We start from the raw sequence: 14,757 nt of genomic DNA on the forward strand, positions 1-14,757 counted from the left end.
CCGCTTCTCCTGCAGCGCTCGCGCGCTGCGCCGTCACGTCCGCCCGGCTTATGCCGACGGCTTGCGCGGCATCCCGAACCCGCCGAGCAGTGCGGCGACCTGACGCTTCGGCCCCTTCTTCTCGGGCTGCTGCGCAGGCTGCGCGTCGTCGCGCTGCTTCGCCGGCGCCGACGGCTCGTACGGCTTCAGGAAGAAATCGTCGACCGGCGCTTCGTGGCGACGGTGATGACCGCGCTCGGCGCCGGCCGGCCGGCGCCCCGCTGCGCCGCGATGCTCGTCGCGATCGCGACGGCCGCCTCGCTCACCGCCCCGTTCGCCACCGCGCTCGCTGTTGCGATCGCCGCCGCGCTCACTGCCGCGCTCGTCGTGACGATGGCGCGCCGGCTTGTCGAGCGCGAGCGTCTGCACTTCGAGCGGGCGCTTGATCAGCTTCTCGATATCGGCGAGCTGCTTGCGCTCGTTCGGGCTGCACAGCGACAGCGCGTCGCCCGTCGCACCCGCACGGCCGGTACGGCCGATCCGGTGCACGTAGTCTTCCGCGCTGAACGGCAGGTCGAAGTTGATCACGGCCGGCAGTTCGGCGATGTCGAGGCCGCGCGCGGCCACGTCGGTCGCGACCAGCGCCTCGATCTCGCCGCGCTTGAACGCGTCGAGTGCCTGCATCCGCTCGATCTGCGTCTTGTCGCCGTGGATCGCCGACGCGACCACGCCATCGCGCTCGAGATTGCGCGCAAGCCGGCTTGCGCCGATCTTGCTGTTGCAGAACACGATCACCTGCTTGAGGCCGCGATCGCGCAGCAGTTGCACGACGGCCGCCTGCTTGTCGCCTTCGGCGACGTCGTAGACGATCTGCGTGACGTTCGCGTTCGTCGAGTTGCTGCGCGCGACTTCGATCGTCTGCGGGTTGCGCAGGTAGGTCGACGCGAGCTTCTTGATTTCGCCCGAGAAGGTGGCCGAGAACAGCAGCGTCTGGCGCTCCTTCGGCAGCAGGTTCAGGATGCGCTGCAGATCCGGCAGGAAGCCCATGTCGAGCATCCGGTCGGCTTCGTCGAGCACGAGGATCTGCACCTGGCCGAGATTCGCCGTCTTCTGCTGCACGTGGTCGAGCAGGCGGCCCGGCGTCGCGATCAGGATCTCGACGCCACGGCGCAGTTCGGCCGATTGCGGGTTCATGTCAACGCCGCCGAACACCACCGCGCTGCGCAGCGGCGTGTGCTTCGCATACGCGTGCACGTTCGCGGCGACCTGGTCGGCGAGTTCGCGGGTCGGCGTGAGGATCAGCGCGCGCACCGGGTGGCGCGCAGGAGACGCGCTCGTGTTGGCCTGCGGCAGCAGGCGCTGGATGATCGGCAGCGAGAAGCTCGCGGTCTTGCCGGTGCCCGTTTGCGCGGCGCCCATGACGTCGCGGCCGGCGAGCACGACCGGAATGGCCTGCGCCTGGATCGGCGTCGGCGTCGTATAGCCCTGCTCCGCAATGGCTTTCAGGATATCGGCGGCAAGGCCGAATTGATCGAAGGTTGCGTCGACGGGCTTGGCGACAGAATCGGACATGGTGGCGTTTCGCTCAAAAGGCGCGGCGGGGACATCGTGCGTCAGGCCAGCCGGGCCTGCGCTCATCACAATTCGGAAATAGACGGAGCCGCGGCGCGCCGCGCGGCGCCGCTCTGGCGCTTGGGACCGGTTCAATGTGAACGCTGGACGCCAGGCCGTGCGGACTCCGTTCGGCGCGAATGCCGGCGGAAAGGGGCGTATTGTAGCACTGCGCGGCCATCTGTCCGTGACAACGCGGCGAACGGCCACAACGGCGGTTCGCGCGGCGTGCCCGGGCAGGCCCGCGCGGCCGGAGGAACGCCCCGATCGGGCTATCCGAATCGGCCAGTGGACGACTTAAGGGGCCCGATCGCGTATCGTCTTGCCCAATCTCCCGCTGCCAGCCGGCGTGCCGATCTGTCAGGCCCGGAAACCGGCCGCTGGCCGCCACCGGCGGCACGATCCACGTTCCCGCCCCGCGCTCAGCCCTTCTTCTTTTTCTTCTCGACCTGCACGCAGTCGCCCAGCAGCGGCGGCGAGCTCTGGTCGGCGATCTCGTCGCGCAGCGTCGCTTCCTTGCCCTTCGTCCACCACGTGTAGCGGCCGGCCTGGTAGCGCGCGCCCGACGCCGACACGGTGTCGACGAACAGCATCTGCTTCCCGTTGACCGGCACGAGCGCGAAGCTCTGGCCGTTGCCCGCGAGCCAGTACGACACGCGCACCGGCTGCTTCTGGTTCGCGCACTGGTAGACGGTGGACTGGCGCGAATCGGCGTCGATCTCCTCGACGGTCAGCTGCGCGGCATGCGCGACGGAAACGGCCGTGCCGGCGAGCGCGAGCGCGGCGAGGGTTTGGCGAATCATGCAGGTCCTCTCACGAGACGGGTGGAAACGCGCCCCCGCGGGGCGCGTGATTGTTGTTGGCGAGCGGGTCGTGATCAGGGATCGATGACGTCGGCACACGCGTCGGTCGGTGCGGCCGCGACATGGCCGACGAGCGGCACGATCTTGAGCCCGGCCGAGGCCACCCGGCACGGTGCGGCCGCGAGCCCGCAACCCGCGAGGCTCACTGCAAGCGCCAGCGCGGCGGCCAGCTTACCGATACGCAGCCAGTTCGGCGTCATCGTCCTCTCCTGGTTACGTCAGCGGGCCGACACCGGCCGGACGGCCGCGGCGGCACGCTTCGCGCGTTCGCGGGCTTCGTCGACGGTCGCGCCGGTCGCCAGCGCGACGCCCATGCGCCGCTTCGCGAAACTTTCCGGCTTGCCGAACAGGCGCAGGTCGGTGCCCGGCACCGCGAGCGCGTCGCGCACGCCCTCGAACGCGATCCCCCGCTCGTCGAGCCCGCCGTAGATCACGGCCGACGCGGCCGGCGTACCGAGCGCCGGATCGACCGGCAGCCCGAGAATGGCACGCGCGTGCAGCTCGAATTCCGACTGGCGCTGCGACGCGAGCGTGACGAGGCCCGTATCGTGCGGCCGCGGGCTCACCTCGGAGAACCACACGTCGTCGCCGCGCACGAACAGCTCGACGCCGAACATCCCGCGCCCGCCGAGCGCCTCGGTGACCTTGTGCGCGATCTCGCGCGACTTCTCGAGCGCCACCGCGCTCATCGGCTGCGGCTGCCACGATTCGACGTAGTCGCCTGCGACCTGCACGTGGCCGACCGGCTCGCAGAAATAGGTGCGGGTGGCGTTCGTCGCCGGGTCGATCGCGCGCACGGTGAGCTGCGTGATCTCGTAGTCGAAATCGACGAAGCCCTCGACGATCACGCGGCCGTGGTTCACACGCCCGCCCGCCATCGCGTAGTCCCACGCCGGCTTCACGTCAGCCTCGGTCTTCACGACCGACTGCCCCTTGCCCGACGACGACATCACGGGCTTGACGACGCACGGCATGCCGATCTTCGCGATCGCCGCGCTGAACGCCTCGAACGAATCCGCGAACGCATACGGCGAGGTCGGCAGGCCGAGCTCCTCGGCCGCGAGCCGGCGGATTCCTTCGCGATTCATCGTGAGCTGCGTCGCGCGCGCGGTCGGGATCACCTCGGCGAGGCCGGCCGCCTCGATCGCCGCGAGCGCGTCGGTCGCGATCGCCTCGATCTCGGGCACGATCAGGTGCGGGCGCTCCGCCTCGACGAGCGCGCGCAGCGCGGCGGCGTCCGTCATGTCGATCACGTGCGCGCGATGCGCGACCTGGTGGCCCGGGGCATCGGGATAGCGGTCGACCGCGACGACTTCGACGCCGAGCCGCTGCAACGCGATGATGACTTCCTTGCCGAGTTCGCCGGCGCCAAGCAGCATGACGCGCGTGGCCGAGGGTGAGAGCGGCGTACCGAGCCGCTGACCGATCTGCATGTGATTACCCGCTTCTGGTGGAGGACGAAAACGGCTCCGATGTTAACACGCGCCACGGCGCCGGTTTTGCGCGTTTCGCCGCGCCGGCAACCGGCCGCGGGCCGCTCGCGAGCGGGCTGCGAACGTTTTCACGCGTGAAGTGTCGGCTCGCCTGCCGCGGCACGGGTGCGTTACTCTTACGCCTTGATCAGAATCCGATGAGGAACGAGGCTCATGTCCCACCTGTCCGCCGCCGCACGCGCTCGCAACGGCCTGCTTCGCCCGTTGCGCGCGCCGCTCTGTGCGTTGACGCTTGCCACGCTTCTCGCCGCCTGCGCGATGCCGACCCATCCCGACTCCGCCGCCCCCGCGCCCGACCCGTACAACCCGGCCGCCGTCCAGCTGCTCGACGACACGAGCTGGGAACTCACCAGCTGGCTGAATGCCGACGGCACGCAGCGCGCGATCCCGCACGGCGACAACGGCGAGCCGATCAAGCTCGCACTGTCGACCGACTCGGGCATCCGGCGCGCCAGCGGGTTCTCGGGCTGCAATCGCTATATGGGCACCTACGCGATCAAGAACGGCCTGCTGAGCTTCGGGCCGCTCGCCGGCACGCGGATGGCCTGCCCGAATACGCTCGGCGGCCAGCTCGAAACCGCGTACCTCGACGCGCTCGCCCACGTCGACAAGACCGGCGTGCAGATGCGCGAGCCGCAGCAATTGCAGATCGTGACCACGTCCGGCGCAACGCTCACCTTCACGCACCGGAGCCCCTGATGCACGGCGCGCGCGAAGGCCGACCGACCGCCTTCGCGTGGCGCGCCACGCGCGTGTGCCGCGCCACGCGTCGCGCGGCGTGAATTCGAATGCACGCCGCGTTAGAGTCTTGTCCGCCGGCCGGTTAAACTCGGCGGGTCGCGCCCCGCGCGCCCCTCCCCACTCCTGTTTCAAAGCATGCACACGGTAGTCTTCGGCTGGTTCGGCATCTCCGCCGTCTGGTTCCTCCTTCTCTTCTGGCGTCTCGTGCAGGCGATGCTGCCTGGCGGTGTCGGGCTTGCCGGCCGCGGCTCGATCCGTCTGTGGCTCGGCTTCGCCGCGGTGTTCGTGGCGAGCTGCACGCTGACGAGCCCGCTGTCGGGCCCCGACACGAACGCGCTCGGCCATGCGTTCTCGGCAGGCTTCGCCCACGTGCTCGGCCCGATCGGCACGCCGGTCGCGATGGTCGTGCTGTTCTTCGCCGGGCTGCCCTGGCTGACCGGCATCGGCTGGCGCCAGTTCGCCGCGTGGGTCGACACGTCGTTCGGCGTCAAGCTGGCGCGCGACGGCGGTGATGACGAAGCGCGCGGCATCGCCGACCTGCCGCGCAGCGCGTTGCATCGCGACGACGACATCGTCCAGCCGACCACCGCGCATACCGTCAATTCGATGGCGCCGCGCCAGAATGGCCGGTATTCGCGCCCGACGCTGTGGAAACCCGACCCGCAGGCGCGGCCGAAACCGCGCAGCAGCACGCCTGCGCGCCCGCACGTGGAACCTGTCGCGCCATCGGGCTGGTTGAAACCGACCGCACCCCAGCGCAGCATGCCGACACCGCCCGCGCCGATCACACCGGCCACCGCGATGCCGCCGCCGACGACCGGCAGCACCGCCAGCCTCGCGCGCGCAGCCGCGAACTCGCAAGTCCCGCGCCCCGATCCGGCCCCACTTCCTGCCGGATTCCAACCTGTGCGCCCGCGGCCGACTGCCGCGCGGCCGGCCACCGCCGCATTGAAGCCGACCCCGCCGCGTACCACGGTCGCGCCGCGGCCGGCCGCCACGCAGCCGCAGCGCCCGCCGGTACGTGCCGCCGCAGGTGCCGGTTCGGCCGGCCTGCCACCCGATGCGGCACGACGTCGCCCGGCGCAGCCGACGCCGGCGCGTGCACCGCTCTATGCGTGGACGGAAAAACCTGCCGCGCCGATCACGCCGGCGCCGAGCGTGCACGACACGCTGCGCTCGATCGAAGCCAGCACCGCCCAGTGGGCGACGCTGGCCGGTGCGCAGGACGATGCCGGGCACGCGGCGGCAGCGGCAACCGTGGCCGGTGTAACCGCGGCGGCTACCGGCATGGCAGCGCCGGCAGCAGCGGCCGTGCCGACCGGGATCGCCTCCGCGGCCCACGGCCTCGCCGCAGCGCATGACGCCAGTGCTCCGCTCGCCCGCGCGCCGGCGGACGACAACGCACCGATCGTGCTTGACGCATTCATGCCGGCAGCGCCGGCCGTCCATGCACCGGTCGCCGATGCGGGAGCCGCGGCATTCGACGCCGCCGCACCGTACGCGCTGTCGAATACCGGCGACGACGGCGCGTTCCCTAATCACGCCAATGACGAGACCCGGCACGCCAACGATGTCGCTGCCACGCCGGCATCGGGGATCGCGCCCGTGCCGTCGTTCGACGCGCCCATCGACCTCGCACCGTGGGAAGACCTCGCCAGCCCGCCGGTTCCCGCGTTCGACGCGTCCGCATGGAACCCGGTCGCCGAGTCATCGACGAATGTGACAGGATCGGAACCGGCCCACGCCGCCTTCGCGCAAGCAAGGACCGAGGCGGCCCAGGACCTCGCCACGAGCAACCCGCCGGCATCGTTCGATGCCGACGACAAGTCCACCGCGCAACCCGCTCCTGCAATCGATCGCACCGCATCGGCCAGCGTGCCGCAGGGCATCGCTGATGCGCACGCCGACGTGAAGCCCGCCGGGAACATCCCGCCGTTCGCGGCCCTGCCCGCTTCGCCGATCGCCGAAACGACGCCGCGCGCAAGTGCCGAAATCGGGCCGTTTGCGGCGGCGGCACCGGCCGCGTCGAGCGCCGCACAGGAAGCTGCCAAGCCGGACACGGTGGAACCTGCAGCGCCGCCGGCGGCAATCGCTCGAGGCACCGTACCAGCGACAGCATGGACGTGGACGCCTTCGACGACACAACCGGCCACGATAAAGACGCCTGTCACCGAGGAATTGCCGAAATCGCCGGTTGCCGCCCAATCGTTTGCCGCCACGCAAGCGGCTTCGGCAGGGACTGCGTCACCGCTCGTCGGCGCCGCCCACGGTTCGACCACGCAAGCGCCTGCATTCGCGTCGGGCATTGCGCCAGTCACCGTTTCCGCCTCGTCGGATGGGGTGATCGGCACGGCATCCGGCTCGCTGGCTCAACCGGTTGCGCCGACTTTTGCCGTTGTTCCGCCGGCATCTCCGATCGGCGTAACCGGCGCTGCGTCGGCTTCGCTGTCGCAGCCGGCCGCTTCGGCATCGAACGCTGCATCCGTCTCGCCGGCATCCCCGATCGGCGTCACCGGCACTACGTCGGCTTCGCTGTCGCAGCCGGCCGCTTCGGCTTCGAACGCTGCATCCGTCTCGCCGGCATCCCCGATCGGCGTCACCGGCACTACGTCGGCTTCGCTGTCGCAGCCGGCCGCTTCGGCATACACGGTTGAGTCTTCCCGCGTCGTGACCGGCGCCACGTCGGCACCGCTGTCGCAGCCGACCGCATCGGCATCGACCGTGGCGGACACGACTGACGGTGCGTTCTCCAGGGCATCAGCAGCCGCATCGCCCGTTGTGCCTGCCGTGACGCCGTCGACGGCCAGCCCGACGGCCTCGACATCCGGTTCGAGCGCGCCGGCCGCCTCGACCTCGGCGCCCGTGAATGTCACATCCGGCTCGGTCGCTGCTCCGTCCGCCGCGCCGGCCCCGACATATCCGACCACCCCGGCATCCTCGTCGACGGGTACGGCATTCGGCACATTCAGCCCGTCCGGCACAACCGCATCGCAGCCGGCCGCGAGCCTGCCCGTGCCGCCGGCCCCTGCCGCCACGACGGCAACGTCCTCCGGCGCAGTCGCACCGATCACCACCGCCGCGGCAACTCCGGCACAACCGATCTCCGGCTCACTGACGTCCTTCGGCGCAACCACCGCGGCGCTGGCTCCGTCGATCGCTTCCGCACCTGCTGCCATCGAAGCCGCGACGTTCGCCTCCCCGGCCGCCCCGACCTCGTCGCCGGCAAGCTGGTCCGTGCCGAATGTCTCCGCGGCACCGTCAGCCACATCGCCCGTGGTACCGCCGCAACCCGCAGCAACGATCGCCGGCGCGAGCCTGTCCGCACCGGCGATCCCCGCTGCCCCGCTGGCCGAAGCAACCACCCCGGCAACCGAACCGGCCGCACCTGCCGCAGCCGGCTCCCCGGCCCCCGACACCCCGGCGCGCCAGCCGCGCCCGAACGCCTTCGAATTCCACGCACCCGCGTCGTTCAGCGTCGAACTGCCGACGCTCGACCTGCTCGAGCGCGCGTCCGCGTCGGGCGACATCGAAACGATCACCGACGAACACCTCGCGCAAACAGCGCAGGTGATCGAACAGCGGCTGCAGGAATTCAAGGTGCCGGTGACGGTGGTCGGCGCGTCCGCCGGCCCCGTGATCACGCGCTTCGAGATCGAGCCCGCGCTCGGCGTGCGCGGCAGCCAGATCGTCGGGCTGATGAAGGACCTGTCGCGCGGCCTCGGCCTCACGTCGATCCGCGTCGTCGAGACGATTCCCGGCAAAACCTGCATGGGCCTCGAACTGCCGAACGCGAAGCGCCAGATGATCCGCCTGTCGGAAATTCTCGAGTCGCGCCAGTACGAGCACTCGGCCTCGCAGCTGACGATCGCGATGGGCAAGGACATCACCGGCCACCCGGTCGTCACCGATCTCGCGAAGGCGCCGCACATGCTCGTCGCGGGCACGACGGGCTCGGGCAAGTCGGTCGCGATCAACGCGATGATCCTGTCGCTGCTGTACAAGGCGACACCCGAGGACGTGCGGCTCATCATGATCGACCCGAAGATGCTGGAACTGTCGGTCTACGAAGGCATCCCGCACCTGCTCGCGCCCGTCGTCACCGACATGAAGCTCGCGGCGAACGCACTGAACTGGTGCGTCGGCGAGATGGAAAAGCGCTATCGGCTGATGTCGGCCGTCGGCGTGCGCAACCTCGCGAGCTTCAACCAGAAGATCCGCGATGCCGAGGCGAAGGAAAAGAAGATCGGCAACCCGTTCTCGCTGACGCCCGAGGATCCGGAGCCGCTGTCGACGCTGCCGCTGATCGTCGTCGTGATCGACGAGCTGGCCGACCTGATGATGGTCGCCGGCAAGAAGATCGAAGAGCTGATCGCCCGCCTCGCGCAGAAGGCGCGTGCGGCCGGCATCCACCTGATCCTCGCGACGCAGCGTCCGTCCGTCGACGTGATCACGGGCCTGATCAAGGCGAACATCCCGACGCGCGTCGCGTTCCAGGTGTCGTCGAAGATCGACTCGCGCACGATCCTCGACCAGATGGGCGCCGAATCGCTGCTCGGGATGGGCGACATGCTGTTCCTGCCGCCGGGCACCGGTTACCCGCAGCGCGTGCACGGCGCGTTCGTCGCGGACGAAGAAGTGCATCGGGTCGTCGAGTACCTGAAGCAGTTCGGCGAGCCGCAGTACGAGGAAGGGATTCTCGACGGCCCGGCCGCCGACGGCGCGACGCAGGACCTGTTCGGCGATGCACCGGATGCGGAAGCCGATCCGCTGTACGACGAAGCCGTCGCGTTCGTCGTGCGCACCCGGCGCGCGTCGATCTCGTCGGTGCAGCGGCAGTTGCGCATCGGTTACAACCGCGCGGCGCGGCTCGTCGAGCAGATGGAAGCCGCGGGCCTCGTGTCGGCGATGGGCATCAACGGCAGCCGCGAGGTGCTCGTGCCGGCCGCTGCCGACTGAGCAAGCCGGCAGCACGGCTGCCGGCATCGATACGGGCGCGCCGCGCAAGCGGCTGCCCGACATACGAAGGGCGCTGCATCGGCAGCGCCCTTCTTGCATCGACCGGAAATCGGCCGCGATTTACAACGCGACCGGCACCAGCTTGAAGTCGACCGGCTTGCCGACCTCCACCTTCTGCGGATTCGGGCCGAGCTGCCCCGTTTCGACATTACGGCTGAACACGTAGAACGTATCGCTGTCCTGGTTGCCGACGATCAGCCACTTGCCGGTCGGATCGATCAGGAACTCGCGCGGCGTCTTGCCGAGGCTCGACTGGCGGCCGACGTGCTTCAGCCGGCCGTCGGCCTGGTTCACCGCGTAGATCACCAGCTCGTTCGCGTCGCCGCGGTTGCTCACGTACAGGAAGCGGCCGTCCGGCGACAGGTGGATCGCGCCGCCGCCGACCTTGCCCTTGAAGCCCGGCGCGGTCATCGGCACCGTCTCGACCGGCGCCAGCTTGCCGTCGTGGTAGCCGAACACCTCGACCGACGCGTTGAGCTCGCTCGTCACGTACGCGTACCGGCCATCGGCGCCGAACACCATGTGACGCGGGCCCGAGCCCGCCTTCACCGGCGTGTAGCGCGTGTCGGTCGGGCTGATCAGCCCGCGGCTGCCGTCCACCGTGTAGCGGTAGCCGTAGAGCTTGTCCGCGCCGAGATCCTGTACGAACAGATAACGGCCGTCCGGCGAAAATACCGTCGAATGCACGTGCGCGCCGTCCTGGCGGCCCTTCACGGGCCCCGTGCCTTCATGGTGCACGGTCAGCGCGGCCTGGCCGACCGCGCCGTCGTCGCGCAGCGGAAACACCGAAAAGCTGCCGCCCGGATCCTTCGCGACCGAGTAGTTGGCGGTCACGAGGTACTTGCCGTCGGGCGACAGCGCGAGATAGCAAGGATCGTTCCCTTCCGACGACACGCGGTCGATGAAACTCAGCGCGCCCGTCTTCGCGTCGAAGCGGAATGCGCTGACACCGCCGCGCGTCGTCGCCGGCCCGTCGTCGCCGGGCAGTTCGTTGACCGCGTAGACGGTGCGACCGTCGCGGCTCGGCAACAGGTACGACGGATTCACGGTCTTCGCCGACGACACGGGCGCGACGCTGCCGGTTTTCGTATCGAAGCGGTAAACATAGATGCCGTCGCTGCCGCCTCCCGTATAGGTGCCGACGAGCAGGTTGTAGACGCCGTCGGCCGGGGCGGGCGATTGCTGCGCAAATGCATGGGTCGCGGAAAGGGAAAGCACGAGCGCGAAACCTTTCATCCAGTGAGCGAGCCTAAGCGGGAACCCTCGTGTCGAAGCGCGTGCGTCATGCTCGCGTAAACGGTTGGGCATTGAATCCTCCTTGCATCGAGTCGCTTCAAGTGTTGAGATAGGACGAAACGCCGGCCGTTCATGCGCTCCGCCGCCCGGCCGAGTATACGGGGCGCGGTGCCAGCGCGTGAAGCCTTGGCCGCCGCCGTCCGCATTGTGAACTCGAATACCCAAGGATCGCCTGCCCATGCCTGCCCTGATCGAAGACTACGCCCTCGTCGGCGACGGCCACACCGCCGCGCTGATCGCTAAAGACGGCTCCGTCGACTGGCTGTGCTGGCCCCGCTTCGATTCGGGCGCCTGCTTCGCGGCGCTTCTCGGCACCCCCGAGCACGGCCGCTGGCTGCTCGCACCGGCCGCCGACGCCGCGATCACGCACACGACGCGCCGCTACCGCGGCGACACGCTGATTCTCGAAACCGACTACGAAAGCGCCGACGGCGCCGTCACCGTGGTCGACTTCATGCCGCCCGGCAACGGCTGGTCCGAGCTGGTGCGGATCGTCGTCGGCCGCCACGGCACGATGAAGATGCGCATGGAGCTCGTGTTGCGCTTCGACTACGGATTCTCGATCCCGTGGGTCACGCAGCTGACCCGCGAGGACGGCATGAAGGCGATCGCGGGCCCCGACACCGTCGTGCTGCGCACGCCGGTGCCGCTCACCGGCAAGAATCTCCACACGCTCGCGGAATTCACGGTGAGCGCCGACGAGCGCGTGCCGTTCTCGCTCAGCTACGCGGCCTCGCACCTGCGGCTGCCGCCCGCGCGCGATCCGCTGTCGATGCTCGCGCGCACCGAGAACTACTGGCTCGAATGGTCGGGCCGCTGTCAGGTGCAGGGCCGCTACGCGGCCGCCGTGCGCCGCTCGCTGATCACGCTGAAGGCGCTCGCATACGAGCCGACCGGCGGCATCGTCGCGGCGCCGACCACGTCGCTGCCCGAGAAGATCGGCGGCAACCGCAACTGGGACTACCGCTACTGCTGGCTGCGCGACGCGACGATCACGCTGCTCGCGCTGATGCGCGGCGGCTACTACGACGAGGCGCGCGCGTGGCGCACGTGGCTCGGCCGCGTGATGGCCGGCTCGCCCGAACAGATCCAGATCATGTACGGGATCGCCGGCGAACGCCGGCTGCCGGAAATGGAGCTCGACTGGCTGCCCGGCTACCAGGACTCGAAGCCGGTGCGCATCGGCAACGGCGCCGCGAACCAGCTCCAGCTCGACGTGTTCGGCGAGGTGATGGCCGCGCTGCACCTCGCCCGGGTGGGCGGCCTGCAGGCCGACGACACGGTCTGGTCCGTGCAATGTGCGCTCCTCGACCATCTCGAGAAGATCTGGCAGGAACCCGACGAAGGGATCTGGGAAACGCGCGGCGGCCGCCGCCATTTCACGTTCTCGAAGGTGATGGCGTGGGTCGCGTTCGACCGCGCGATCAAGTCGGCGGAGATGTTCCGGCTGCCCGGCTCGCTCGATCGCTGGCGCGCGCTGCGCGACCAGATCCATGCCGACGTGTGCAACAACGCATGGCATGAAAGCAAACAGGCGTTTGCGCAGAGCTACGGCAGCGACGAGCTCGACGCCAGCGTGCTGCTGATGCCGCTGCTCGGCTTCCTGCCGCCGGAAGATCCGCGCATCGTCGGCACGGTCGAGGCGATCGAGCGGGAATTGCTGCACGACGGGCTCGTGATGCGCTACCGCACGACCGACTACGACGACGGCCTGCCGCCCGGCGAAGGCACGTTTCTCGCGTGCAGCTTCTGGCTGGTCGACAACTATGCGCTGCTGGGCCGGATCGACGACGCGCATCGCCTGTTCAGCCGGCTGCTCGCGCTGTCGAACGACCTCGGGCTGCTCGCGGAGGAGTACGACCCGGTGGCCGGGCGGCTCGTCGGCAACTTCCCGCAAGCGTTCTCGCACGTGGCGCTCGTGCATACCGCGATGAACCTGATGCACCACGAGGACGCGATGGCGCGCGCAGCCGGCCAGCCCGCGCCGGCCGTGGCGACGGGGCGTTGAACGGGGGCGCGAGCGGCTTGGTCAGAGATCGTCAAATCGCAAAACTTTGATGAAAAATCGGGGAAATGTTGCATTGCACCACCCATCGTTGTCCGATATGATCGACGCGATTGTCCGGCTGCAGTGCAACATGGCCGGTCGCTGACCCACACGGCACGCCGCGACGCCCCACGCCGCCCTTGCGCACCGTCCCCCACGCGGGAGTAGTCTGCATGCTTTACCAACTGCACGAATTCCAGCGCGCCATGCTGAGCCCGCTGACGGCCTGGGCCCAGGCCGCTTCCAAATCGTTCGCCAATCCGTCCAGCCCGTTCTCGCTGATGCCGGGCGCGACGCGGATGGCCGCCGCGTACGAGCTGATGTACCGGCTCGGCAAGGATTACGAGAAGCCCGAATTCAACATTCATCAGATCGTCAAGGACGGCCACAACATCCCGATCGTCGAGCAGACGATCGTCGAGAAGCCGTTCTGCCGGCTGCTGCGCTTCAAGCGCTATTCGGACGACGCCGACGCCGTCACGCAACTGAAGGACGAACCGGTCGTGCTGGTCTGCGCGCCGCTGTCGGGCCACCACTCGACGCTGCTGCGCGACACCGTGCGCACGCTGCTGCAGGATCACAAGGTCTACATCACCGACTGGATCGACGCGCGGATGGTGCCGGTCGAGACCGGCCCGTTCCACCTGCACGACTACATCGCGTACATCCAGGAGTTCATCCGTCACATCGGCGCGCGCAACCTGCACGTGATCTCGGTGTGCCAGCCGACGGTGCCGGTGCTCGCGGCGATCTCGCTGATGGCGAGCCGCGGCGAGGACACGCCGCTCACGATGACGATGATGGGCGGCCCGATCGACGCGCGCCGCAGCCCGACGTCGGTGAATTCGCTCGCCACGCAGCACTCGACCGCGTGGTTCGAGAACAACGTGATCCACACGGTGCCGGCGAACTATCCGGGCGAAGGCCGCCAGGTGTATCCGGGCTTCCTGCAGCACACGGGCTTCGTCGCGATGAACCCGGAACGGCACGCGCAATCGCACTGGGATTTCTACCAGAGCCTGCTGCGCGGCGACGAGGACGACGCCGAAGCGCATCGCCGCTTCTATGACGAATACAACGCGGTGCTCGACATGGCCGCCGAGTATTACCTCGAGACGATCCGCGTCGTGTTCCAGGAATTCCGCCTGGCCGAAGGCACGTGGGATGTCGAAGGCGAGCGCGTGCGTCCGCAGGACATCCGGCATACCGCGCTGATGACGATCGAGGGCGAACTCGACGACATCTCGGGCAGCGGCCAGACGCACGTCGCGCACGAGCTGTGCACGGGCATCCCGCAGGACCAGCGCCGCAGCCTGACCGCCGAGAAGTGCGGTCACTACGGGATTTTCTCGGGCCGCCGCTGGCGAACGATCATCTATCCGCAGCTGCGCGATTTCATCCGCGAGCATGCACCGGAGCCGAAGCACGGTGCGACGAAGGATGCCCCGGAAGCGCGGGCCGCCAAGACGCTCTCCGCCGTGCCGGCAGGCGACGCACCGGCCGAAACGACGCGCGCCACGGCAGCGAAGCGCACGCGCGCGAAGACGCCGGCGAAGGCCGCCGCACCGGCTCCCGTCAAGGCTGCTCCGGCCGCGAAACGCGCCGCCGCCGGCAGCCCGCGCGCAAAGGCCGTGCGCACGCGCAAGGCCGCCTGACGCACAGCGTTCCGACGAAAAAACGCCGCCGTTGCCTGCGCACGGCGGCGTTTTTG

General features: G+C 69.3%; 9 protein-coding genes. 4 read left to right on the forward strand and 5 right to left on the reverse strand.

What is annotated here, in order from left to right; translation table 11 throughout:
- Positions 1-48: 48 nt before the first annotated feature.
- The 4 genes from FFS49_RS22680 to purT form a co-directional block, all read right to left on the reverse strand.
- On the reverse strand, positions 49-1,617 hold the full coding sequence (locus tag FFS49_RS22680; RefSeq protein WP_039370430.1) for a DEAD/DEAH box helicase: 1,569 nt from the start codon (positions 1,615-1,617) through the stop codon (positions 49-51).
- Positions 1,618-2,012: 395 nt separating this feature from the next.
- Positions 2,013-2,393 (reverse strand): MliC family protein, encoded by a 381-nt coding sequence (locus tag FFS49_RS22690; protein WP_039370427.1) that lies wholly within the window; start codon positions 2,391-2,393, stop codon positions 2,013-2,015.
- A 74-nt stretch (positions 2,394-2,467) separates the two neighbouring features.
- Positions 2,468-2,653, reverse strand: coding sequence for a DUF6726 family protein (locus FFS49_RS22695; protein ID WP_039370423.1), 186 nt, complete (start codon positions 2,651-2,653; stop codon positions 2,468-2,470).
- 18 nt (positions 2,654-2,671) lie between these two features.
- Entirely contained in the window at positions 2,672-3,886 is a 1,215-nt protein-coding gene (purT, locus tag FFS49_RS22700; RefSeq protein ID WP_039370421.1) for a formate-dependent phosphoribosylglycinamide formyltransferase, read from the reverse strand.
- Positions 3,887-4,099: 213 nt separating this feature from the next.
- On the opposite strand from purT, the gene FFS49_RS22705 reads away from it, so the two are divergent.
- Positions 4,100-4,645: an META domain-containing protein gene (locus tag FFS49_RS22705; protein ID WP_105818705.1), complete on the forward strand. Its 546-nt coding sequence runs from the start codon at positions 4,100-4,102 to the stop codon at positions 4,643-4,645.
- A 177-nt stretch (positions 4,646-4,822) separates the two neighbouring features.
- Complete coding sequence (locus FFS49_RS22710) at positions 4,823-9,643, forward strand: DNA translocase FtsK (RefSeq protein ID WP_137951019.1); 4,821 nt, start codon at positions 4,823-4,825, stop codon at positions 9,641-9,643.
- Between the two features lie 120 nt (positions 9,644-9,763).
- On the opposite strand, the gene FFS49_RS22715 is transcribed toward FFS49_RS22710, so the two are convergent.
- Positions 9,764-11,011, reverse strand: coding sequence for a lactonase family protein (locus tag FFS49_RS22715; RefSeq protein ID WP_105818703.1), 1,248 nt, complete (start codon positions 11,009-11,011; stop codon positions 9,764-9,766).
- A gap of 166 nt (positions 11,012-11,177) precedes the next feature.
- Here FFS49_RS22715 and FFS49_RS22725 point away from each other — a divergent pair, with 166 nt between their 5' ends.
- Together FFS49_RS22725 and phaZ are read left to right on the forward strand one after the other, a co-directional pair.
- Positions 11,178-13,007 (forward strand): glycoside hydrolase family 15 protein, encoded by a 1,830-nt coding sequence (locus tag FFS49_RS22725; protein ID WP_039370411.1) that lies wholly within the window; start codon positions 11,178-11,180, stop codon positions 13,005-13,007.
- Positions 13,008-13,219: 212 nt separating this feature from the next.
- A complete protein-coding gene (gene phaZ / locus FFS49_RS22735) occupies positions 13,220-14,701 on the forward strand; it encodes a polyhydroxyalkanoate depolymerase (protein WP_105818702.1) in 1,482 nt (493 codons plus the stop codon).
- The last annotated feature ends 56 nt before the right edge of the window (positions 14,702-14,757 follow it).

This window comes from Burkholderia sp. 4NA327C6 (genome assembly GCF_005502655.1).
In the GTDB taxonomy this organism is placed as follows: Bacteria; Pseudomonadota; Gammaproteobacteria; order Burkholderiales; family Burkholderiaceae; genus Burkholderia; species Burkholderia contaminans.

Excerpts from the sequence above, each read along its gene's own strand:
- FFS49_RS22680 (WP_039370430.1), bottom strand. The coding sequence starts at position 1,617 with ATGAGCGCAGGCCCGGCTGGCCTGACGCACGATGTCCCCGCCGCGCCT.
- phaZ (WP_105818702.1), top strand. The coding sequence starts at position 13,220 with ATGCTTTACCAACTGCACGAATTCCAGCGCGCCATGCTGAGCCCGCTG.
- FFS49_RS22715 (WP_105818703.1), bottom strand. The coding sequence starts at position 11,011 with ATGCCCAACCGTTTACGCGAGCATGACGCACGCGCTTCGACACGAGGG.
- purT (WP_039370421.1), bottom strand. The coding sequence starts at position 3,886 with ATGCAGATCGGTCAGCGGCTCGGTACGCCGCTCTCACCCTCGGCCACG.
- FFS49_RS22710 (WP_137951019.1), top strand. The coding sequence starts at position 4,823 with ATGCACACGGTAGTCTTCGGCTGGTTCGGCATCTCCGCCGTCTGGTTC.
- FFS49_RS22705 (WP_105818705.1), top strand. The coding sequence starts at position 4,100 with ATGTCCCACCTGTCCGCCGCCGCACGCGCTCGCAACGGCCTGCTTCGC.
- FFS49_RS22695 (WP_039370423.1), bottom strand. The coding sequence starts at position 2,653 with ATGACGCCGAACTGGCTGCGTATCGGTAAGCTGGCCGCCGCGCTGGCG.
- FFS49_RS22690 (WP_039370427.1), bottom strand. The coding sequence starts at position 2,393 with ATGATTCGCCAAACCCTCGCCGCGCTCGCGCTCGCCGGCACGGCCGTT.
- FFS49_RS22725 (WP_039370411.1), top strand. The coding sequence starts at position 11,178 with ATGCCTGCCCTGATCGAAGACTACGCCCTCGTCGGCGACGGCCACACC.